Here is a 22,909-nt window from a genome sequence, read left to right on the forward strand (position 1 = left end):
GATTTGAGTAATACGAGTCAACGTAAACGGGTTACTTATACAAGTAGCCCGTTTTTTTTCGCAAAAAAACCTAACTATGTGGTTAATTTTGTGCTTGCGTCGTTATTTTGTTTAAAATTCTTGTTAATTTAAAAATATTGAATTATATTTTGTTTTGCTGTGTGGTTTTAGTTTTTAATTATGAGTTTGGCTGATATGCAGAATGTTAGTCAATTTGAATTAAAACCTTGTTACTAGGAGTGAAAACTTTTAGTTCAAATTTATACAAAAATAAGCTAACTCAGACGCTTTTTTACGTGTACAAAAAGTGGCACTTAAGGCACAATAAGCGCCAAAATTTTCGTAAGAAAACATCTTTAAAAAGCTAACCTAATTATAGAGGATAAAACATGCTTACTCGTGACATGAACATCGCAGATTTCGATGCAGAGTTATACCAAGCGATGACAGACGAAACTGCTCGTCAAGAAGCGCATATTGAATTAATTGCATCTGAAAACTACTGTAGCCCGCGCGTACTTGAAGCTCAAGGCTCTCAATTAACTAACAAATACGCAGAAGGTTACCCTGGTAAACGTTACTACGGTGGTTGTGAGTATGTTGATAAAGCAGAAGCATTAGCGATTGAACGTGCTAAAGAATTATTTGGTGCTGATTACGCTAACGTTCAACCTCATGCAGGTTCTCAAGCAAACGCGGCGGTATTCCAAGCATTGGTTAAGCCGGGCGGAAAAGTATTAGGTATGAGCTTGGCTCACGGTGGTCACTTAACTCATGGTTCACACGTGAACTTCTCAGGTAAGTCTTACGAAGCTATTCAATACGGTTTGCACCCTGAAACAGGTGACATCGATTACGCAGAAATCGAGCGTTTAGCACAAGAACACAAGCCGGAAATGATCATTGGTGGTTTCTCTGCATTCTCAGGTATTGTTGATTGGGCGCGCATGCGTAAAATCGCAGACAGCGTTGGTGCATACTTCATGGTAGATATGGCACACGTTGCTGGTTTAGTGGCAGCTGGTTTATACCCTAACCCTGTACCACATGCTCACGTAGTTACTACAACAACTCACAAAACATTAGCAGGCCCTCGTGGCGGTTTAATCGTTTCTGGTTGTGGCGATGAAGACGTATACAAGAAATTAAACTCTGCTGTTTTCCCAGGCGGCCAAGGTGGTCCTTTAATGCACGTAATTGCTGCTAAAGCGGTAGCGTTTAAAGAAGCATTAGAGCCAGAGTTCAAAGCATACCAACAAAAAGTGTTAGACAACGCAAAAGCGATGGTAGCAGTATTACAAGAGCGTGGTTACAAAGTTGTTTCTAACGGTACTGAAAACCACTTATTACTTCTTGATTTAATCGATAAAGATATCACGGGTAAAGACGCTGACGCTGCGTTAGGTAATGCTCACATTACGGTTAACAAGAACTCGGTACCAAACGATCCACGTTCTCCGTTTGTTACTTCAGGTCTTCGTTTAGGTACACCTGCAATCACGCGTCGTGGTTTTGGTGTTGAAGAAACAAAAACATTAACTGGCTGGATTTGTGACATCTTAGATGACATTGAAAACCAAGATACGATTGCATCAGTACGTGCAAACGTAACTGCATTATGTGAACGTTTCCCAGTATACGGTTAGTCGTTTTTTATTCGGTAAACTATTTCACAAATTTTTTTACCAATTTAATGTAATTGGTAGCAATTAGTTTAAAATGGTCGCATTGTGCGACCATTTTTGTTTATAAGTCATTATGTATTGTCCGTTTTGTTCTGCTCAAGAAACTAAAGTTATCGATTCTCGGTTAGTGGCTGATGGCCATCAAATTCGCCGTCGTCGTGAATGTGTTAATTGTCATGAGCGATATACCACGTTTGAAACAGCAGAACTTCTTATGCCACGTATTATTAAGCGTGATGGCTCTCGAGAACCATTTAACGAAGACAAGCTAAGAAATGGCCTAGTACGCGCACTTGAAAAACGTCCTGTGAGTGTTGAAGAAACCGAAAACGCGATCAACAAACTAAAATCGCAATTACGTGCTACCGGTGAACGTGAAGTTGAAAGTGAAATGGTGGGTAATATTTTGATGGACCAACTAAAAAAACTCGACAAAATTGCCTATATTCGCTTTGCGTCAGTTTATCGATCGTTTGAAGATATTCGTGAATTTGGTGAAGAAATTGCCCGTTTGGACGATGAGTAATTCGATGTCAGTAAACTTCTCTGAAGCCGATAAACAACATATGGCCTTAGCGATTGAGCTCGCTAAAAAAGGTCACTACACCACGTCACCAAACCCAAGAGTTGGCTGTGTTATTGTCAAAAATCATGAAATTGTTGGCAAAGGTTTTCATGAAAAAGCCGGCGAGCCCCATGCTGAAGTACATGCGCTAAGAGCAGCTGGCAATAAAGCGAATGGTGCCACAGCATATGTAACCTTAGAGCCTTGCAGTCATTATGGTCGAACACCGCCTTGCGCGTTAGGATTAATTAATGCAAATGTACGTCGTGTTGTTATTGCCATGGTTGATCCTAACCCTCAAGTTTCGGGTAATGGGATAAAAATGTTAGAAGATGCCGGTATTGAAGTAAGTACGGGCCTTTTAGAAGATGAGGCGCTTGCACTAAATCCTGGCTTTATTCATCTAATGAAATACGGTATGCCTTTTGTTCGTTGTAAATTGGCATCAAGCCTAGATGGTAAAACGGCAATGGCAAGCGGAGAGAGCAAGTGGATTACAGGCGCACTAGCGCGTGAAGACGTCCAACGACTAAGAGCCCAAAGCTGTGCGGTTATCACATCTGCTCAATCAGTTATTACTGATAACGCTAAAATGAATGTGCGTTGGGACCAGTTAGGCGAGCTAAAAAACAGCTATCCTAAAGACAATCTCAGACAACCTGTTAGGGTTGTTATTGATAGCAAATCGCGCTTAACGCCAGAACTTGAGTTCTTTTCAATACCATCCAAAATAATAATTATTGGAACTGGCCTTGAAAACAATCATACATGGCCACATTTTGTCGAACATATCACGGTAAAAAGTGTGTCAGGTCAAATCGATTTAGAAGATTGCCTGCAACAATTAGCAAAGCGTGGGCTTAACGATATTTTGCTAGAGTGCGGAGCTACCTTAGCTGGCGCATTTGTTGAGCAAAATTTAGTTCATGAGTTAACGTTATATCAAGCACCTAAGCTTTTGGGAGGCGATGGCAAAAACTTAATTGAGACGCCATCAATAACAAAGCTAAGTGATGCAAAACAACTTTCCATAGATGAAATGACTATGGTTGGCAATGACATAAAAATAGTCGCCAAATTAACTGAGAAATAAAGCATGTTTACTGGAATTATTGAGGCCATTGGTACAATTAAAGCAATCAATGTTTCGTCGATGGGCGCTCGTATCACCATTGATGTAGGTAGCTTGTCGATGGATGATGTTAAGTTGGGCGATTCGATCGCAACGAACGGTATATGTTTAACCGTTGTTGAGTATGGCGCTGATCACTTTAGTGCTGACGTTTCTAACGAAACGCTAAAGCGTACTGGCTTTGCCAACTACACCGTTGGTCAACGTGTAAACCTTGAAAAAGCAATGCTACCAACGACGCGATTTGGTGGCCATATTGTTTCTGGTCATGTTGATGCCGTCGCGCAAATTTCACAAATTACCGATAACGGCAACGCTAAGGACTACTGGATTAGTATGTCTGAAGAGATTGCGCCGTATATTGCAGAGAAAGGCTCAATCACGATCGACGGCGTAAGTTTAACGGTCAATAGTTTAACCGAAGACCAGTTTCGTTTAACGATCGTTCCGCACACATCAGAACAGACTATTATGCCAAGTTATGTAGCAGGCACGAGCGTTAACATTGAAGTTGACGTAATGGCACGTTACATCGAAAGACTATTATTGAAAAAAGACAACAAGCATCACGGGGCGTCGAGCAACGTGACAGAAGAATTACTAGCGCGTAGCGGGTTTATCAAATAAAAGAGGTTGCCATGCAATTAAATACCCCACAGGAAATTATCGAAGATATCGCTCAAGGAAAGATGGTCATCTTGATGGATGACGAAGATCGTGAAAATGAAGGTGACTTCATTATGGCTGCCGAGTTGGTAACGCCAGAAGCGATCAACTTTATGGCAACACATGGCCGTGGTCTTATTTGTATGCCTATGTCAAAAGAGCGCTGCCAAACGCTTAAATTACCATTAATGGTGGAAAAGAATGACGCGCAGTTTACAACAAACTTTACAGTATCTATTGAAGCTGCCGAAGGCGTAACAACAGGTATCTCTGCCGCTGATCGCGCAACGACGATATTAGCTGCTGTTGATAAGAACGCTAACGAGCACTCAATTGTTCAACCTGGTCACATCTTCCCATTAATTGCCAAAGATGGCGGTGTATTAAATCGTGCTGGTCATACTGAAGCAGGTGTTGATTTAGCGCGTTTAGCTGGTTTAGAGCCTGCTGCCGTTATTGTTGAAATCTTAAATGAAGATGGCACCATGGCACGCCGTCCTGACTTAGAAGTGATTGCGCAAAAGCATGGCGTTAAAATGGGCACAATTGCCGATTTAATTGAATACCGCAATGCGAATGAAACAACTATTGAGCGTGTTTCTTCATGTAAATTACCAACGGCATTTGGTGACTTCGATTTAACCGTATTTAAAGACACGATTGATGGTCAAGCGCACTTTGCCTTAACGAAAGGTGATATTAACCCTGAAGATCCAACGTTAGTTCGTGTGCATCTAGAAAATACATTCCGCGATTTATTATTTAGTCAGCGTGATAGTGTTAACAAATGGCCAATTGGCGATGCTTTAGAGCGTATTGCTAAAGAAGGTGGCGTATTAGTGTTATTAGGTAAGCACGAGTCTCCTCAATCGCTTATTGAACAGGTTCAGAAATACGCTAAGCAAGACAATGGCGAGACCGTTAAAGAAGTTCAGCGCCATGTTGGTTCGCGTAATGTCGGCGTTGGCTCTCAAATTCTTGCGAATTTAGGTGTGCGTAAAATGCGCTTATTGAGTTCACAAACTAAATACCACTCATTGTCTGGTTTTGGTTTAGAAGTGGTTGAATACATTGCAGAATAAATGAGATTCGAATTTTATGAAGGGGTTACAACTTATGTTGTAACCCCTTTTTTATTGGTCTTAGTTTTGTAAAGTTTCTAAAAGCAGCGCCGATACATAAATGAATCTTTACAGATGTTAGATTCTTTATTTATATCGTGTGTAAAAATATTGTTAACCTCTGTACTTGGCTTATTTATATCTACGAGAATATTCTGTACTATGAGGTCATACCTCCTAAAAAAGGAGGAATACATAATAATTATAAAGCAGTGTGTTAAAAGGCGTTCCCTATGAACTTAAAAGTTGCCCATAAAATCATTATTGGCTTCTCGATCATTTTATTACTTACTTTGATTGCCAGTGTCTTATACCTTCGAATTCTATCTAACGTTGAACAAGCGACTAGCCAAATAGAAAAGTCGGCAATTCCAATTCAAAAGACAAGTAGCAATATTCAGATTCAGTTACTAAAACAAGCGAAACAGGCTGGCTTCTTGCCATATGCTAAAGATGCATCATCGTTAGAGACAATCTTTTCTGTATTTACCCAGCAAGAATCCGAGCTAATTGAACTAGAAAAAGTGCTTACCCAGCTTTTACGAGCGAATCAAATGGGCCAAGACATGAAGAGTTTTAAAGGCCAATATAGTGAGTTTGTTGCATCTGTTACGACGATGAAAAACTTCCGTTTTAATGTACTGCAAGCGAATGATAACTTGGTGCAGTTTGAACGTCAGCTTGCTGAACATCTAGATGAAGCCGGTGCTTTACTTGTTGACTTGTCTTATTTGGAAGATCCTGACAGACAAGCGGACATCGATCGAATTGCTGGTGCTGCTGGCCAAGTCGAGGGCTATTTATTTAATTTGATTGATTCTACTAAAGTCGTCATTAATTTAACTGACATTGAAGAAGTAAAATCATCGCAGGCTGATATACAAACAGCACTTGCAAACTTAGACCAAATGCTAGGCTTCTTGACTCGTCTAAATGATGTCTATGATACCGATGGTTTAATTGAGCAATTCGCCGATGAATATGAAAAGTCAAAGGCACTGCTGACTCAAGATCAAAACATTTTTAGTGTGAAATTAGATCAACTAGAGAACATCCAAAGCTTAGAGGTGAGCTTAGAAGCTTCAGAACTAAAGTCTCAACAAGCGATCAATACGATTGATATGTTGCTAGCTAAAGTTAATAAGAACTTAGCTACGGTCCAAAATGAACTGTCAGAAAACGTAAGCCAAGGCGAAACTAACACTATCTTGATTTTGGTACTTGTGTTGGGTATCGGCAGTGGTATTGCCTTTGCGACCATTCGTACCATGATTAACCCATTAACTCGCATCAACAAAGTGTTAACTTCTGTAAGCCAGGGGGATTTAACAAAAACATTACGCGATGACTCGGATGACGAATATGGGCAGCTGTCTAAAAACATCAATAATGTAATTCAATATTTAAAAGAGCTGATTGCTGAAATTAGTCGCAACTCACATGAACTTAACATTGCTGCAATGCAATCGAGCCAAGAAATTAAGTCGGTTACTCAGGCATTAGGTGAGCAAAAAGCTACGGTTGAACAGGTGACAAATATTACTGCTGAGTTGAGTGATAGTGCAGATGTGGTATTGGGGAAAAGTAGTGATGCTGAATCTCAAATGTCTGAAGCTTTAGGTCAAAGTGATCAGCTTAAAGGGATGGCTCAAAGCACTAATGACCGAGTCAATTCGTTAGCAAGTATGCTCGATGAAACATCAGGGTTAATGGCTGAGTTACATAAAGAGTCTACCAATATTGGCAGTATCTTAGAGACTATCCAAAGTATCGCAGATCAAACCAACTTACTTGCCCTTAATGCCGCGATAGAAGCTGCACGAGCGGGTGAGGCGGGTCGAGGCTTTGCGGTAGTAGCCGACGAAGTAAGAATGCTAGCAAGCCGCACACAGGAGTCGACAGCAGAAATCAATTCAATGATTGAATCACTCCAACAGCAGACATCACAAGCGGTGGATGAGATTGATCTTGGTAAGAATGAAGCAAGCGATTGTCAACAAGATACACATCAGTTGCTTCAAACCTTGTTATTAATTAACCAGGCGATTGAACAAATGCACGTCATGAGTTCTGATATCGCGGATTCAGCTCGACTACAAAACCGATTGAGTAACGATATTAATTCAAGCATCCACGATGTCATGGAGCAGAGCAGTGACACCAGTGCTAAGTCGACTTCGACATTAACCTACTCAGAAATGGTTGCTGAATTAGCGGTGAAATTGGATAAGAGTGTCGATCGATTTAAAACTGACTAGCCGCTGTCAATAAGGCATTAAATAGAAAAAAGCCAATCATAAGATTGGCTTTTTTGGTTCTATAACTGTCTAATGCGTCTCGAGTACATCCACAATAAACCCAAGGCCATTATCATGATTGTTGATGGCTCAGTTACCGTTGTTGTACTTGCGGGTGGATCATGTGCCCAAATACTCGCATGTGAAACAGATGCATAATCCCATGTGCCTGCAAAATTATATGCGGTATCACCAAGACTGATATTGAGTCCATTAGCAATTAACTCGTTAAAATTAAAGTCATAAATTGCCCAGCCACTTGTTTCATGGCCACTATTGGGGTTTGGCCCTTTGAGCACAAATGCTAAATGATCAAAAACACTTGGGCGACCAAGCGCTTGTGTTGCAAACGGAATGGCTAATGGGTCAACTGACACTGACCATGACCCATCTTGGTTAAATGAAATATCGAGTACATCTTCTAAATCATAATTACCGATTGAGTCATAACCTTCTTCTGTACCCCACAATCTAATCCAACCTGGATCCGTTGCGTCACCGTCATTATCAATATCAACGAGTGAATCATCTGGATGATCAAGAAAATATGAACCTCCAACAAAATATCCGTCTTTATTCGGTTCTTGGTTTAATAAACCGTCGCCAAGTTGACCTTGATTGAATACAGGTTCGTTGCCCCAGTCATTATGAGGTGTTGTTACATAACCTAAGCATTTTGTGGAGTCGATAGGATACGTTAAACCTGTAACACCTGCATTACCGGGGTTCGTAGTGATACTCGTTATTTGAACAGAAGAGACGTTACAATTACCATTTGAAGTAAGATTATTGACATTAGTAACTTCAATTACACCCGCCGATACATTGGCACTTAATATAAGTGGTGCTACAACTGCTAAAAATCTATTTTTCATAATGCTTCCTAATTGCCGTATACGATTAAATTATAAGCAAGAATCAAGCCTTTAATTTAAGTATTTGAAATTATTGCTTTTAATATTTGCCTCTAATTGTAGGTGTAAAAAAAAACGACACTCTACTGAGTGCCGTTTTCTATCAACATATTGTTTGTGCTTACTGATTAAATCGATTTATTTTCTCGATAATACCATTAGCATCTAACCCTAATTCTTGGTGGATTTCTGCTTGGGTACCATGCTTAATAAACTGATCAGGTAAACCGATATTCAAAATCTTGATGGCAATGCCTCTGCTCAATATTAATTCATTAACCGCAGAGCCAGCACCACCGGCAATTGCATTATCTTCTATGGTGACAAATGTATCGTGATTTTTTGCTAACTCTACTAATAAAGTTTCATCTAAAGGTTTAACAAAGCGCATGTCTACCAGTGTTGCATTTATTTCTTTTGCAACTTGTTCTGCTTCGCCTAGTGTTGTGCCAAAGTTTAACAGTGCGATATTTTCACCGGTAACTTTGATTTTGCCTTTTCCAACTTCAATCGTTTCGTTGATTTCAGGTAAGTTTGCACCCGTACCACTACCACGAGGGTAACGAACGGCTGCTGGCATACCGAGTTGATAACCGGTAGTAAGCATTAACTGACATTCTCGTTCATCACTTGGCGTCATAATCGTAATGTTAGGAATACAACGTAAGAAACTTAGGTCAAATGCACCTTGGTGTGTAGGGCCATCAGCTCCAACGATGCCTGCGCGGTCGATAGCAAACAACACCGGGAGATTTTGAATAGCAACATCGTGAATAAACTGGTCATATCCACGTTGTAAAAAGCTTGAATAAATCGCTACCACTGGCTTTTTACCTCCGATCGCAAGGCCGGCGGCATATGTCACGGCATGTTGCTCAGCAATTGCTACATCAAAATATTGCTCAGGGAAGCGCTGAGAAAACTCAACCATACCCGAACCTTCACGCATTGCTGGCGTAATTGCCATTAACTCTTTATCTGTTTCAGCGGTACGACATAACCAATCACCAAATATTGCCGAATACGTTGGTAGACTTGGCGCTGATTTAGGTAAGTTCGTCTCTTCAGGATTAAACTTAGGAACCGCGTGGTATTTAATTGGATCATTTTCGGCTTGTTGATAGCCTTTACCTTTTTTCGTCGCGATATGAAGAATTTGCGGGCCTTTAAGGTTCTTCATATTACTGATCGTATCGACTAATCCGTTGACATCGTGGCCATCAATCGGGCCGATATAGTTAAACCCGAGTTCTTCGAAAAATGTACTCGGCACAACCATGCCTTTTAAATGTTCCTCTGCACGACTTGCCAGTTCTTTGATTGGCGGTAGGTTTTCAAGGATTTTCTTCGAACCTTCACGGAAACCCGTATAAAAGCTTCCCGATAACATTTTCGCTAAATGGTTGTTGAGTGCGCCTACATTTTCAGATATCGACATTTCGTTATCATTTAAAATAACTAACATATCTTTGTTGATATCACCTGCGTGGTTTAATGCTTCAAACGCCATACCCGCAGTCATTGCGCCATCGCCAATCACTGCAACTACTTTTCTATCTTTACCTTCCTTTTCTGCAGCAACCGCTAAACCAAGCGCAGCTGAAATTGAAGTAGAAGAATGACCTACGCTTAATACGTCATATGGACTTTCTTCACGCCAAGGAAAAGGATGTAAACCGTCTTTTTGACGGATGGTATGAAGTTGATCTCGTCTGCCGGTCAAGATTTTGTGAGGATATGCTTGGTGACCAACATCCCAGATCAAATGATCAAACGGCGTGTTGTAGACATAATGCAATGCCACTGTTAGTTCTATTGTGCCTAAGCCAGACGCGAAATGGCCGCTACTTTTACTGACAGAATTTAATAAAAAGCGGCGTAACTCATCACTTGCTGCAGGCAATTGCTCCTGAGATAACGTTCTTAAGTCATCAGGGGAATTGATGTTCGCTAAAATTGGGTAATCAGATAAATTCGTCGTCATAAATTACTTTTTTATTAATTCTAAATTAGTGCGTTCGGCTAACAATAAACTGAGCGAAGGCTTTTAAATTTTGCATATTGTACGGCAAAGCGTCTAATGCTTGAAGTGCTTGTTGTAATAAGTCTTGAGCTTTTGCTTGTGCACCAGTTAAACCGAGCAAAGAAGGGTATGTCGATTTATTAGCTTCTAAGTCCGAACCAGCTGGTTTTCCCAGTTCTTCTTGGCTTGATGTGATATCAATTATATCGTCTTGAACTTGATATGCTAAGCCAACACAATCAGCGAAATCTGCTAAGTTAGCACGCTGTTCATAGGTAATCAGAGGAGCAATAAGTGCGGGCATAATGACCGCGGCTTTAAGTAATGCACCCGTTTTTAGCATGTGAAGATTCTCTAATTGCTCAAGACTGATTTGTTTATCGGTTGCAGACAAGTCGAGTGCCTGACCACCACACATCCCTTGATAACCAGAGGCCTTAATTAAATGCTGGACTAGCTGAATTTGCGCTGCTTTTGCCTGCTCGCTAAAACTGTGGTTGGCGATAATGTCAAAGGCTAGAGTTTGTAGGGCATCACCAGCTAAAATAGCCGTCGCCTCGTCAAATGCTTTATGGCAAGTCGGCTGACCTCGGCGTAAGTCATCATCATCCATTGCTGGCAAATCGTCATGCAATAGCGAATATGCATGAATGCATTCTATTGCGCCGGCAATACCGTCTAGATCATCGAGAGAAACACCAAGTGCTTGCCCCGTTGTGTACACCAAGTAAGGTCGCATACGTTTTCCACCGAGCAACAAACCATAATGCATCGCATCTAACAGTTTTTTATCGTTAGGCTGTAACGATACAATTTTTTGCTCTAAATATTGGTTGATACGTTCTTGGTAATATTCAAGATCAGGTAACGCGACTGTCACTACATATCACTCGGTTGGAAGTCAAAAGGCACAGGCTGCTGATCGTGCTCTTGAATTAACACATTAATTTTTTGCTCAGCGGCCGTTAATTTTTGTTGGCTCGTTTTACTAAGTTTCAATCCTCGCTCGAATAACGTCATTGCCGTTTCAAGGTCGAGTTCACCTGATTCTAATTGCTCCACAATATCATTTAGCTCGTTAATTGATTCTTCGAAGCTCAGGTTTTCAATTTTCTTTTTAGCCATTTCGATTTGTCATACTATTTTCACTGGCGCAAAGTTACCTTACATAAGGGATTAGGTCAAATTTCAATGTGGCAATTCAGGTGGTTGTCGACTAGTTTTAAAGATGAGAAAAAAACCTTAGATTTTGGTTAAGTTACTGACATAATGGACGATAATTTATATAAGTAGGCGTTATTGATTCGCCTATCAAATAGACATGATGTATTATCGGCTTGATAACAACATGTAAAATCTAAATGCATTTAGGAGGCTTTCGTGGATTTAGCTACGGTTCTGGGGATGTTGGGCGCAATTGGTTTCATAGTTATGGCTATGATTCTAGGCGGCGACATTAGTATGTTTGTTGATACCCAGTCAATCTTAATCGTATTTTGTGGTTCTATTTTTGTTGTTTTATCTAATTACAACATGGGGCAATTTTTCGGTATCGGAAAAATTATTGGTAAAGCTTTCATGTTTAAACTTGAAACTCCAGAAGAACTTATCGAAAAGTCAGTTGAAATGGCTGATGCAGCACGTAAAGGTGGCTTCTTAGCGTTAGAAGAAGCTGAAATTACCAACGTTTTTATGCAAAAAGGCGTAGACATGTTAGTGGATGGTCACGATGCGGATGTTGTTCGTTCAACAATGCAAAAAGATATCTCGCTAACGACAGAGCGTCATGAAACTGGTGTTGGTATGTTAGGAGCGCTCGCTGAAGTTGCTCCAGCAATGGGGATGATCGGTACACTAATTGGTCTAGTTGCGATGTTATCAAACATGGATGACCCTAAGGCGATTGGACCTGCAATGGCGGTTGCTCTATTAACAACGCTCTACGGTGCTTTCCTGGCAAACGTTATTGCTATACCTATTTCGAATAAATTGTCTCTTCGTTTAGCAGAAGAAAAGCTAAATCAGGAACTCGTACTTGACGCAGTATTGGGTATTCAAGACGGTCAAAACCCGCGTGTGATTGAAAACTTACTTAAAAACTATCTTGCTGAAAGTAAGCGTAAGATAGACACCACGGAAGAGTAGCGAGGGCTTAACTATGTCTAGTCCTCCTCCTGAGTGTAAGTGCCCACCAGCTGGCTTGCCGGCTTGGATGGGTACATTCGCTGACTTGATGTCTCTATTAATGTGTTTCTTCGTACTCTTGCTGTCTTTCTCAGAAATGGATGTTTTGAAGTTCAAACAAATTGCCGGCTCTATGAAGTTTGCTTTTGGTGTTCAAAACAAAATTGAAGTTAAAGATATTCCAAAGGGGACAAGTGTTATTGCCCAAGAATTTCGCCCGGGTCGACCCGATCCAACACCGATAGAAGTGATTCAGCAACAGACTATTGAAATGACCCAACAAATGCTTGAGTTCCAAGCAGGTGATGAAACTTCAGCAGGTGGTCGTCAAGAGCAACGTGGTACACAGCGTGGTGGTCAGTCCCAAAGTACTGCCGACCAATTGTCAGCTCAACAAATGCAGCAGGCGCAAGAAGAGCTTGAAAAAGCACAGCAATCTGAAATAAACGAGCTAGTGAAGAAGATTGCTGAGCAAATGGAAGAGCAAATTCAAGACGGTGCCATTGAGTTAGAGTCATTGGGTCAGCAAATTATCATCCGTATTCGAGAAAACGGCTCGTTTCCATCAGGTTCTGCTTTTCTACAGCCTAAGTTTAAGCCCATTATTCAAGAAATCGGTGAGCTATTAAATACTGTGCCGGGAGAGATTATGATCTCTGGTAACACGGATGATCGTGGTATCAGTTCAGAGTTATTTAGTTCAAACTGGGACTTATCTACCAAACGTGCTGTGGCAATTGCGCACGAGTTAATCAAAGTACCAAATTTTGATGAAAGTCGATTACTTGTGGTTGGCCATGCAGATACAAGACCTTTAGTGCCAAATACGAACGCGCTAAATCGTCGTCGAAACCGTCGTGTTGAAATATCTATCAACCAAGGTAAAGCGAAAGAGACTGACCCTATCTCATTAACTGAAGGGCAATAGTCTCATTTCGAACTTGCATGAAAAGAGCCGCTGTTAAGTGGCTCTTTTTTTGTACAATTTATGGTATGCCGTTCGATTGAATTTCATGTATAATCCGCGCCACTTATTTTTGGTTGGTATGATTGATGAAATTTATTGTTAAGTTACAAGCTGAGATCGCGATTAAATCTCGCCCAGTGCGCAAGCGTTTTACGAAGATCTTAGACTCTAATATTAAAAATGTATTACGACGTGTGGATGAACAAGTAACGACACGGGTAAACTGGGATAATATTGAGATTAACAGTAAAAATGAATCGCCAGAAAATCGCCATCAGCTAATTGAGACATTAAAGTGTATTCCTGGTGTTGCGCAATTTATTGAAGTGCAGCAAACCGATTTCATCGACTTACACGATGCGTTTGAAAAAACGTTAGCGGTGCATGCAAAAACAATAGAAAACAAAACGTTCTGTGTTCGTGTAAAACGAACAGGTGAACATGACTTTAATTCCTTAAAAGCCGAACAATACATTGGTGGTGGCTTAAACCAAAGTGTTGAATCTGCATCAGTAAAATTAAAGAACCCACAAGAAACTATCCGCATTGAAATCAACAAAGATAAATTATTCATTGTTACTGAGTTACACAAGGGCTTGAATGGCTTCCCAATTGCTACTCAAGAAGACGTATTGTCGTTAATGTCGGGTGGTTTTGATTCTGGTGTTTCTAGTTATCAGATGATTAAAAAAGGCTCTCGTACGCACTTCTGTTTCTTCAACTTAGGTGGTTCTGCACATGAAGTCGGTGTTAAACAAGTGAGCTATTATTTATGGAATAAATTTGGCGCATCGCATCGTGTTAAGTTTTTCTCTGTAGATTTCGCCCCTGTTGTCACTGAGATTCTAGAAAAAGTTGAAAATGGCCAGATGGGCGTCATTTTAAAACGAATGATGATGAGAGCCGTCGCTCAAATCGCCGAGAAAATGGGCATTCAAGCGCTTGTTACTGGTGAAGCTTTAGGCCAAGTATCGAGTCAAACATTGACGAACCTTAACGTTATTGATCGTGTCACTGAAACCCTCATTTTGCGTCCGCTAACGGCGTACGATAAACAAGATATTATTGATATTGCTAGAAAAATTGGTACCGAAGATTTCGCGAAGACTATTCCTGAATATTGTGGTGTTATTTCTAAAAAGCCAACGGTAAAGGCTGTATTGAGCAAAATTGAAGCTGAAGAAGCTAATTTTGATTTTTCAATTTTAGATAAGGTTGTTGAAGAAGCTCGTTATTGTGATATTCGTGACATTGGTACTGAAGCCGAAGCTGAAGTACCGTCAATTGATGCGGTTTCAGAGCTAGATAAAGATTCAGTGGTCATTGATATTCGCAGCCCTGAAGAAGAGGATGAAAACCCGCTTGAAATAGATGGTATTGAAGTAAAACACATACCATTTTATAAGCTCGCAACTAACTTTGGTGACTTACCACAAGATGTTGACTATTACCTATATTGTGAGCGTGGCGTGATGAGCCAACTTCAAGCGCTGTATTTGCATGATAATGGATTCAAAAACGTAAAAGTTTACCGCCCATAATAATATTTCGAGCACAATAAACTGAAAGCCAACATGTCTTTTTACATGTTGGCTTTTTTATATGTAAATGTTAGTAATTCATTGAAAGCGCTTTTAATTTGTTAATTAAATGTAACCAGTAAACTTGTATATGGTTTGACCATTTGATAAATTTCGTAAGTTAATTTCACACAAGTGATTGTTGTTTAGCTAAAAATAAGAATAAACATCAAAGGATTGCGAATGAAAAATCAGAGAATTAAGCCTATTGCCGCTGCGGTAAATGCGGGTTTGTTATTAATGCTGAGCGCCTGTAGTGGTGGTTCAGATGACCCGAAACCAGTGGTTTCTCCACCACCACCTCCGCCACCTCCTGAACCAACTTCCTTCAACGTTACTGTCATTGATGGTTACATTCGAGGTGCGATTGCATACATTGATCTCAATGGCAATAAACAGCTTGATGAGGGCGAACCATTTACAGAAACCGTTGAGGGCGGTGAGGGTGTAATCGACACGACAGGCCTAGGTTTAGTTCCTGAAGATGTGAGTGTTATAGTTGACATTCCTGCAGGAGCTGTTGATGAAAGCACGATTACTGACGAAAACCCTGACGGCGTTCCTATCGCCGATGGTGAGGCATTCCAATTAGTCTCATTGCCTGGTGAGAATGTAGCAACACCTGTAACAACACTTGTATCGTTAGTCGCTGGGGAAAACGGCGATATTGAACAGGCCAAAGAAGATGTTGCGGAGCAACTTGGTATTTCAACAGACGAGGCTTCAAGCGACTATATTGCGGATGGAAATGAAGAACTTACCGTCCTGACTGAAGTGATGATTGAAAGTGAAGTTATTCCAAAAAATGTTACGACTGATATCAATTCAGCCGACGTCGTTATTGCGACAGAAGTAACATCTACAATTGCTAACGTAATTGACCAAGCAAGTGATGCTGGAACATTAACAGAGCAAAAAGAAGTCATTAGTGAAGTTGCCGGCGCTGTAACTTCAGCTGTGAACGCAGTAACTGAAGAAAATTCAGAGCAACTTGCTGATATCGATGACGCAGTGCTTGGTGATATTGTCGAGCAAGTTGCTGACGCAACGAGCAGTGTGTATACCAACTTAGTTGTTTCTGAAGAACAAGTTACCGACGAAGCATTGTCTAAGGCAAAAGTTCAGGCAGAAATCGTTTCCGATGTAGTTTCGGAAAACATTATTGAGCAAGGTGTTTCCGAAGAGGGGCTTACCGAAGAAGCCATTGAGGAAATTCAAGCATCTACTGAAGTTATTTCGGATGTCGTTGAAGAGCTTGTTGAAGAGCAAGCCGCGTCAGAAGAAGGTTTATCAGAAGATGCCGTTAAAGATATTCAAGATGTCACCGACATTATCGCTGATGTAGTTGAAAATATTATTGCAGATCAAGCGAATACTGAAGGTGGTTTAACAGCAGAAGACATAGCAAACGTAACAACTGCAATTGAAGTTGTGACACAAATTGTGGAGCAATTGATTAGTGACAATGATGGTTCAGAAGGCACTGTTACTGTCGAGGATGTTGCTGCTATTGCCCAGTTAGTAGCTGAAGAGGTTGTCGAACAGGTCGAAGAACTTGCTGATAGTGGTCTAAGCGAAGAAGAAATTCAAGATGAGGTTTCTGATAACGCGAACGAAACAGCTGCCGATCTCGAAGATGCGGTAAAAAATGATGTTGAGATCGATGATCTTGACGGCGATGGCATCGCGAATGATGAAGACGATGACATCGATGGCGATGGCGTAGCAAATGAAAATGACGCATTGCCATATAATGAAAATGAGTCGATGGATGCTGACGGTGATGGTATTGGTAACAATGAAGATACCGATGATGATAATGATGGTGTATCAGACGACAATGATGCGTTCCCATTTGATAGTAACGAGTCCGTAGATTCAGATGAAGATGGTATTGGTAACAATGCCGATAATGATGATGATAACGATGGTGTTGTTGATGACGAGGATGTAGATTCAACAAATCCAAATGTTGCTTACAGTGGTTTAGCTGATGACATCAACGCAGGCACAATGTACCTATTGTGGGATGATTTTGATGATGAAAACAATGATGTTTCTGTTGATTATGAGACATTAACGGTTGACCCTACGACTAAACAAGCAGATATCGTTGAATATGTGCCTAGTGATGAAACTGACAGTGGTGTTATTGAGTTTGTAAGACCATCTGCGGATGAAGATGATGACAGTGACTTGTATCTTACGCAATCAGGTTGGCAAATCAGCGAGCAAGACTATGCGGTGACTGCTCAAAATAGCAATGGTGAAACAACATTTGTTAATGGTGTTGGTAACACGGTAACAATTGTAGGTGAGTTAGTCGATTCGACATCCATGTCCATGAGCGAAGCTCTAGCAAGTGCTGGCTTGACTGGTTGGTCACTCAATGTTGATGAAACCGCAAATTTTGATGCTGACGCGAAGGTTTATGTCGCTACTGCAATTACAGGCACTGATGAATATCAAATTGATTACATTAAAGATTGTAATGACTGTAATACGTTATACCTTGACGGCAAAGAAAAGATTACCGCACTTGATGACTTATTCTCTGAAGACCCATGGCATCCAGATCAAGGTGTAAGCAATTACCCGCCAGCGGTGACGATTGCTTACAATGAAGACGGTCAGGGTAGTATTGAAGTTGAATTACTAGCGTCAAATGAAGATACAGGTACTATGCGCATCTTTGTTAATGATGATGGTCAACCTCGCTTACTCTCTGTGGAAGGTCAATGGCGAATAGAAACGGTTATGGAGCAAAACATTGTTCGTTTTACATTGCCAGAAAATGTTGCTGAACTAGCAGGGTTTGACATCGATATTGAAGAAGTAGAACGCACATTTTTTGCTCTTGCTCGTGGTTATGTTCGCAAAGGCGAATTTACCGCAGCCAATACGCCTGATGTTGACGGTGTTTGGATGAACCAAGCTGCGTTTGACCAAATGATGGAACATTTCAGTTTGGTTGATACTGACGGTGATGGTGAGTTCGATATTTTCGATAACGACGATGATAACGATGGTGTTGAAGACATTGATGATGCTTTTGCTCGTGACAATACCAGGAAATATGATTTAGATGGCGATGGTATTGCCGATAGTGTAGATACAGATATCGATGGTGATGGTGTTGAAAACGATATGGATATCGCGCCAGAAAACGCTGACTATGGTCAAGCGTCTGCGTTTACGGTCGATGATATTGCTAATCAATATGTTGCCGAAAATAAAACTGGTGTTGATGATGGCATTATTGCGCTGTGGTCTGGTACACAAACTCATTTCTCGTTTGATGAAGCGGGTTCAGGTGTATTGTCTGGTTATCATGGTCAAGCTGACTTTACTTGGACATTAACCAACAACAAGTTAGCAATAGATTACACCGATGGCGGTGAAAGCATTAGTTGGATTTCATTTGCTGATATGGTCGATCTTGGCCTCATTAGTATGCAAGAAGCCAAAAATTATTGTTATGAACTGGATTGCAGTATTGAGCTAAGCACAAAACTAACAAGTTCTACTTTATATGTAGTGGAAAATGATCAAGGTTTAGTTAAATTCTGGCAAAACGATATTAGAGAATATGAATTGCCGATTGATAGCTATGGATACTCACAATATCCTGGCTTAGCAGAATTATTAATTGGTAACAGCGTTGAGACTGAGTACGAAGTTTCATATATCGATGTTGACTCTGCACAAATGACAGCATTTGACAGTGCAAGCCTAGAAGGCCAATGGGTATTGCCGACAACAATTAGTGATGATAATCGCATTCTTGCCGACCTGATTACCTTCAATAGTGATGGGACAGCAACATCTAAAATTAATGATTTGTCATTAACTTGGACAATCAATGAAGGTGTTCTAGCCGTGACTGGTTCGCTTGGCGATAAAGCACTAAGTATGAGTTATTCACAGTTTGCCCAATACGAAGATGGTGTCGCAATTTATGCTGAAATTTCATATGGTGAACAAACTTTATATGCTCATCACATGGGAATGAAAGCCTCTGCTGAACCAATTGAATTCGAGCAAACTGAAGAGTTCCTATTAAGTGGTGTTACGCTGAGTAATGCCTATGCAGCTACAGGCTCAACCGACTTCCCACTTGAAGATTTATTTGGTTTCTACTTCCACAATGATGGCGAAGCTAATCGAATCTTCGGCAATACATTATTAGATGGTAATTACCCTGAAATCTGGGCATGGCAGCAAGCCGAAGACAGCACAATTGTGATGGATCGCTTTAGAAGTCGAGAAAATAACGCATATCTAGATAGCTGTGTTGAAGAGGTAACTGAGGAATGCTACGTATGGCGCAACCGTAACTGGTTCCCTATTAAACAAGTAGGCGACCGTTTGTATGTTATGGAGTGGTCGATTTACAACATAACCAGTGACCCTGAAAACCCACAATGGGAAATGTTGATACCTGGTCGATTGAATTTCTATGAAACGTATCAAAGTGATTTAGTTGATTCTGCGTTTGGCTCGCAAGATGTTGACTCAGACGGTATAGCTAATGCTAACGACGCTTTCCCTGAAGATAACTTTGAGTGGGCTGATTCGGACGGTGATGGCGTTGGTAATAATGCTGATAGTGATGATGATAATGATGGTGTTTCTGACTGGGAAGATGTTTTCCCTGAAGATGACAGTGAATCATCTGATTATGATCAAGACGGTATAGGTGATAATGCAGATACTGACGATGATAATGATGGTGTTTCCGACGAAGATGATCTTAGTCCGTTGGATGCAGATGTATCAACGGGTATTGCTTTTACAGCTGATAACTTGGCACCTAAGTACCTTCATTTATTCGACGGCATGCTAGATGCGCCAAGTATCTCAATTGGTCATATTACGGGTGATATTTACTCATTTACCAATGGTCAAGTAGATGTTTCAAGCCCAGAAGGGAGTTCGAACTTTAGCTACAGTTTTAATGACGATAAATTAACGATTGATTTAACAAGTGATAGCCCTGAATTAACTTTTGAAACTGCTCAAGCGCTAGCTGATATGGGAGTTATCACTCAAGAAATTGCTGATAATTACGTATCTAATTACGGCTCAAATCAAATAGAAGTGGAACGCCAAGATATTGCGTTAGACTTATTGTTACTTGAAAACGGTGATACAAAAGACACCTTCTGGCAGCTCGAGACTATCAGCTACCGAGTAGTTGATGCACAAGAGCGAATCAATTTATTTGGTGACGAAAATGCCGAAGATATAACGATAACATCCGACGGTAGCGTACTTGAATTAACTGAATATGATTCAGTAACCTTCATTGCATATACAGCTGAAGAAATCGAAGGTAGCTGGGGTATGCCTGTAACCTTTGACAGCAATGCTGACTACGAAACACAGCGCGTGGTCTCTGATTATGCAATGTTTAATGCCGATAACACGGGTTCAACAACAATTTCAGATGTTGGGTTTACATGGGAATTAGACAACGGAAGTTTAATTATTACTCACACTACGGGTGAAGTGTTAAGCATCAGTCGTTTAGAGTCTCATGAAAACGTTGATGTCGTTCTGGTCACAACGACAGTGGATGATATTGACTACAGCTTAATTCGCTTGTCGGCGAAAGGTGAAGCTGATGTAAGTATTGACGACTTTGTTGGTGAGTTCATGATGAACAGCTTTACATTGACTAGTCCATTTGCTTATGACGAAGAAGGTATGATTCTGGATGAAGAATACTTCGGCTTTAGACTTAATGATGATGAAACAGTCAACCGTATTTATAATGGTAAGTTTGATCTGGAAACTGGCTTTGGCAATGATGGTTGGTTTTGGACACAAATTAGCGCTAATGAAGTAGAACTTTCTGCTCGAGCGACTAAATACGATTATGATTGGAATTACCAGCAATACGCTAATTGCGATTTAGCTGACGATTCTTGTTATAAGTGGCGCGAACGTCATTGGAAAATTTTAAAAGAAACTGACAATCAACTGGTGGTTCTTGAGTGGGAATATTGGGATTACGGTATTTGGCAAGAAGTCTATGAAAAAGATATTCGCTTACTGATTCCTCCTCGTGTTCAGTTCTATCAAAAATTCTCGTTAGATAGTGATCGTGATGGCTTAACAGATGATGTTGACCTTGACGATGACAACGACGGCTTTGCTGATACAGAGGATGATTACCCTTATGATCGTAATGAGTGGTTAGATACTGATGGTGACGGCATTGGCAATAACCAGGATGACGACGACGATGGTGACGGTGTTAATGATTGGGATGATGTTTTCCCATTAGATGGTACTGAAACTATTGATTCTGACATGGACGGTATTGGAAATAATGCAGACACTGACGATGATAACGATGGTGTGGTTGATGAAAATGATCTAGATCCATTAGATGATGAACTTGGTGCAGCATTGCCATTTAATGAGGATATGCTTCCAAGTCGTTATTTACAGTACGCACAAGGTTATTTATCTGAGCCGAGTATATCGATTGGCAATATTTCTGGTGAGGTCTATAACTTCAATGACGGTGAAGGGAAATTGACAGGTCCTTCTGGGCAACATATTTATGATTATTACTTCACCGGTAATACTTTGTCAGTAAGCTTTTCTGATGGTGAAGCAACGGTCGAATTTCTTGATTTAAATTCCTTAGCACATCAAGGCATTATTTCATATGAAGCGTTGGATGAATATTTAAGTGTTTATGGTCACCAGCAAATCAATTTTCTTGTTAAAACTACAAATCGAGAATTGCTATTGTTAGATGACGGAGAGGTAATTGATAAATTTAAGGTTAACGAAACCAAAAGCTATCAAGTAGAAAATGCAGATGACCGAGCTATATTATTTGGAAGTGTAGATGCTGAACCAGTGATTATTGGAGATAGTCATATTATCGAACTTGCAGATATGGACGCATTAGGAGCAATTAATTTCACCGTTGAAGAAGTAGTTGGCAGTTGGGGCTTACCTGTAAAAATTGATAGTGAAGCTGAGTTTGAGTATCAAACAATAGTTAGTGATTTTACTACGTTTAACTCTGATCTAACTGGGCACATGGAGCTATCTGATACTTCGTTCAATTGGTCACTCAATGAAGGCATCATACATATTGACTTTTCTAATACTGATTCTATTAAATTACAACGAATAGAATCATCTAGTGGTGGTGATGTCGTGTTAGTGATCGCAAACATTAGTAATAAGGAATACAGTGTTGTTTCATTAGCTAGCAAAGTAGATGAAAACGCTAAATATGATAACTTTCTTAACCAGTTCATGATGAATAGTTTCACTCTGACTAATCCTGAAAATTATGATGAAGCTGGCAATCTTATTGTAGAGAATTATTTTGGTTTTATGCTAAATGATGATCAAACCGCACAGCGTGTCATAGGAGAATATGATTTCTCATCGGGACAAGGTGTAACCCCATGGCGTTGGAGTGCAGATTCTCTTAATGAAGTAATTTTGACTGCACAGGCCGATGTTAACGAAAGTGGTGAGCTTGTCGGTTCAATTTACTCTGATTGTGTTATTGATCCTAATACTTGTGTATCGTGGCGAAAACGCCATTGGCGAATCCTCTCTGAAACTAGTGATAAGTTATTTGTTTTAGAGTGGGAATACTGGGGGCCACCTATTCAAGATGTTGAAGAAGGTCAAGATTTTAAACTGATTATCGTACCAAGAGTTCAATTTTATCAAAAATTTGAATTAGAGGACTAATCTGGTAAAGACGAATTGGATGCTCGTCCTTTCGTTTA

Annotated in this window: 14 protein-coding genes; 10 read left to right on the forward strand and 4 right to left on the reverse strand. The window is 40.4% G+C overall.

Annotated features, from left to right (window positions below; translation table 11 throughout):
- Positions 1-389 precede the first annotated feature (389 nt).
- The 6 genes from glyA (at position 390) to QQK05_RS03055 (ending at position 7,427) form a co-directional block, all read left to right on the forward strand.
- Positions 390-1,646, forward strand: coding sequence for a serine hydroxymethyltransferase (gene glyA, locus QQK05_RS03030; protein ID WP_284295918.1), 1,257 nt, complete (start codon positions 390-392; stop codon positions 1,644-1,646).
- 112 nt (positions 1,647-1,758) lie between these two features.
- On the forward strand, positions 1,759-2,211 hold the full coding sequence (nrdR, locus tag QQK05_RS03035; protein ID WP_284295919.1) for a transcriptional regulator NrdR: 453 nt from the start codon (positions 1,759-1,761) through the stop codon (positions 2,209-2,211).
- 4 nt (positions 2,212-2,215) lie between these two features.
- The gene (gene ribD, locus QQK05_RS03040) at positions 2,216-3,343 is read left to right on the forward strand and encodes a bifunctional diaminohydroxyphosphoribosylaminopyrimidine deaminase/5-amino-6-(5-phosphoribosylamino)uracil reductase RibD (RefSeq protein ID WP_284295920.1); all 1,128 of its coding nucleotides are present in this window, start codon (positions 2,216-2,218) and stop codon (positions 3,341-3,343) included.
- A 3-nt stretch (positions 3,344-3,346) separates the two neighbouring features.
- Positions 3,347-4,009 (forward strand): riboflavin synthase, encoded by a 663-nt coding sequence (locus QQK05_RS03045; RefSeq protein ID WP_284295921.1) that lies wholly within the window; start codon positions 3,347-3,349, stop codon positions 4,007-4,009.
- A gap of 11 nt (positions 4,010-4,020) precedes the next feature.
- On the forward strand, positions 4,021-5,130 hold the full coding sequence (gene ribBA / locus QQK05_RS03050; protein WP_284295922.1) for a bifunctional 3,4-dihydroxy-2-butanone-4-phosphate synthase/GTP cyclohydrolase II: 1,110 nt from the start codon (positions 4,021-4,023) through the stop codon (positions 5,128-5,130).
- Positions 5,131-5,402: 272 nt separating this feature from the next.
- Entirely contained in the window at positions 5,403-7,427 is a 2,025-nt protein-coding gene (locus QQK05_RS03055) for a methyl-accepting chemotaxis protein (RefSeq protein ID WP_284295923.1), read from the forward strand.
- Between the two features lie 59 nt (positions 7,428-7,486).
- Here QQK05_RS03055 and QQK05_RS03060 read toward each other — a convergent pair whose 3' ends face one another.
- The 4 genes from QQK05_RS03060 to xseB all read right to left on the reverse strand — a co-directional run bounded on the left by QQK05_RS03060 (position 7,487) and on the right by xseB (position 11,528).
- A complete protein-coding gene (locus tag QQK05_RS03060; protein WP_284295924.1) occupies positions 7,487-8,341 on the reverse strand; it encodes a hypothetical protein in 855 nt (284 codons plus the stop codon).
- 160 nt (positions 8,342-8,501) lie between these two features.
- The gene (gene dxs / locus QQK05_RS03065) at positions 8,502-10,364 is read right to left on the reverse strand and encodes a 1-deoxy-D-xylulose-5-phosphate synthase (protein ID WP_284295925.1); all 1,863 of its coding nucleotides are present in this window, start codon (positions 10,362-10,364) and stop codon (positions 8,502-8,504) included.
- A 25-nt stretch (positions 10,365-10,389) separates the two neighbouring features.
- Positions 10,390-11,283, reverse strand: a complete 894-nt coding sequence (ispA, locus tag QQK05_RS03070; RefSeq protein ID WP_284295926.1) for a (2E,6E)-farnesyl diphosphate synthase — start codon at positions 11,281-11,283, stop codon at positions 10,390-10,392.
- On the reverse strand, positions 11,283-11,528 hold the full coding sequence (gene xseB, locus QQK05_RS03075) for an exodeoxyribonuclease VII small subunit (RefSeq protein WP_284295927.1): 246 nt from the start codon (positions 11,526-11,528) through the stop codon (positions 11,283-11,285). The genes ispA and xseB overlap by 1 nt, the downstream gene beginning before the upstream one ends.
- Before the next feature lie 255 nt (positions 11,529-11,783).
- On the opposite strand from xseB, the gene pomA reads away from it, so the two are divergent.
- The 4 genes from pomA (at position 11,784) to QQK05_RS03095 (ending at position 22,871) form a co-directional block, all read left to right on the forward strand.
- Complete coding sequence (pomA, locus tag QQK05_RS03080; protein WP_284295928.1) at positions 11,784-12,548, forward strand: flagellar motor protein PomA; 765 nt, start codon at positions 11,784-11,786, stop codon at positions 12,546-12,548.
- A 13-nt stretch (positions 12,549-12,561) separates the two neighbouring features.
- The gene (locus QQK05_RS03085) at positions 12,562-13,515 is read left to right on the forward strand and encodes a flagellar motor protein MotB (RefSeq protein ID WP_284295929.1); all 954 of its coding nucleotides are present in this window, start codon (positions 12,562-12,564) and stop codon (positions 13,513-13,515) included.
- A 125-nt stretch (positions 13,516-13,640) separates the two neighbouring features.
- The gene (gene thiI / locus QQK05_RS03090; protein ID WP_284295930.1) at positions 13,641-15,095 is read left to right on the forward strand and encodes a tRNA uracil 4-sulfurtransferase ThiI; all 1,455 of its coding nucleotides are present in this window, start codon (positions 13,641-13,643) and stop codon (positions 15,093-15,095) included.
- 222 nt (positions 15,096-15,317) lie between these two features.
- Entirely contained in the window at positions 15,318-22,871 is a 7,554-nt protein-coding gene (locus QQK05_RS03095; protein ID WP_284295931.1) for a hypothetical protein, read from the forward strand.
- Positions 22,872-22,909 lie beyond the last annotated feature (38 nt).

Origin of the sequence: Thalassotalea loyana (assembly GCF_030161435.1) — a bacterium.
Classification (GTDB): Bacteria; Pseudomonadota; Gammaproteobacteria; order Enterobacterales; family Alteromonadaceae; genus Thalassotalea_G; species Thalassotalea_G loyana.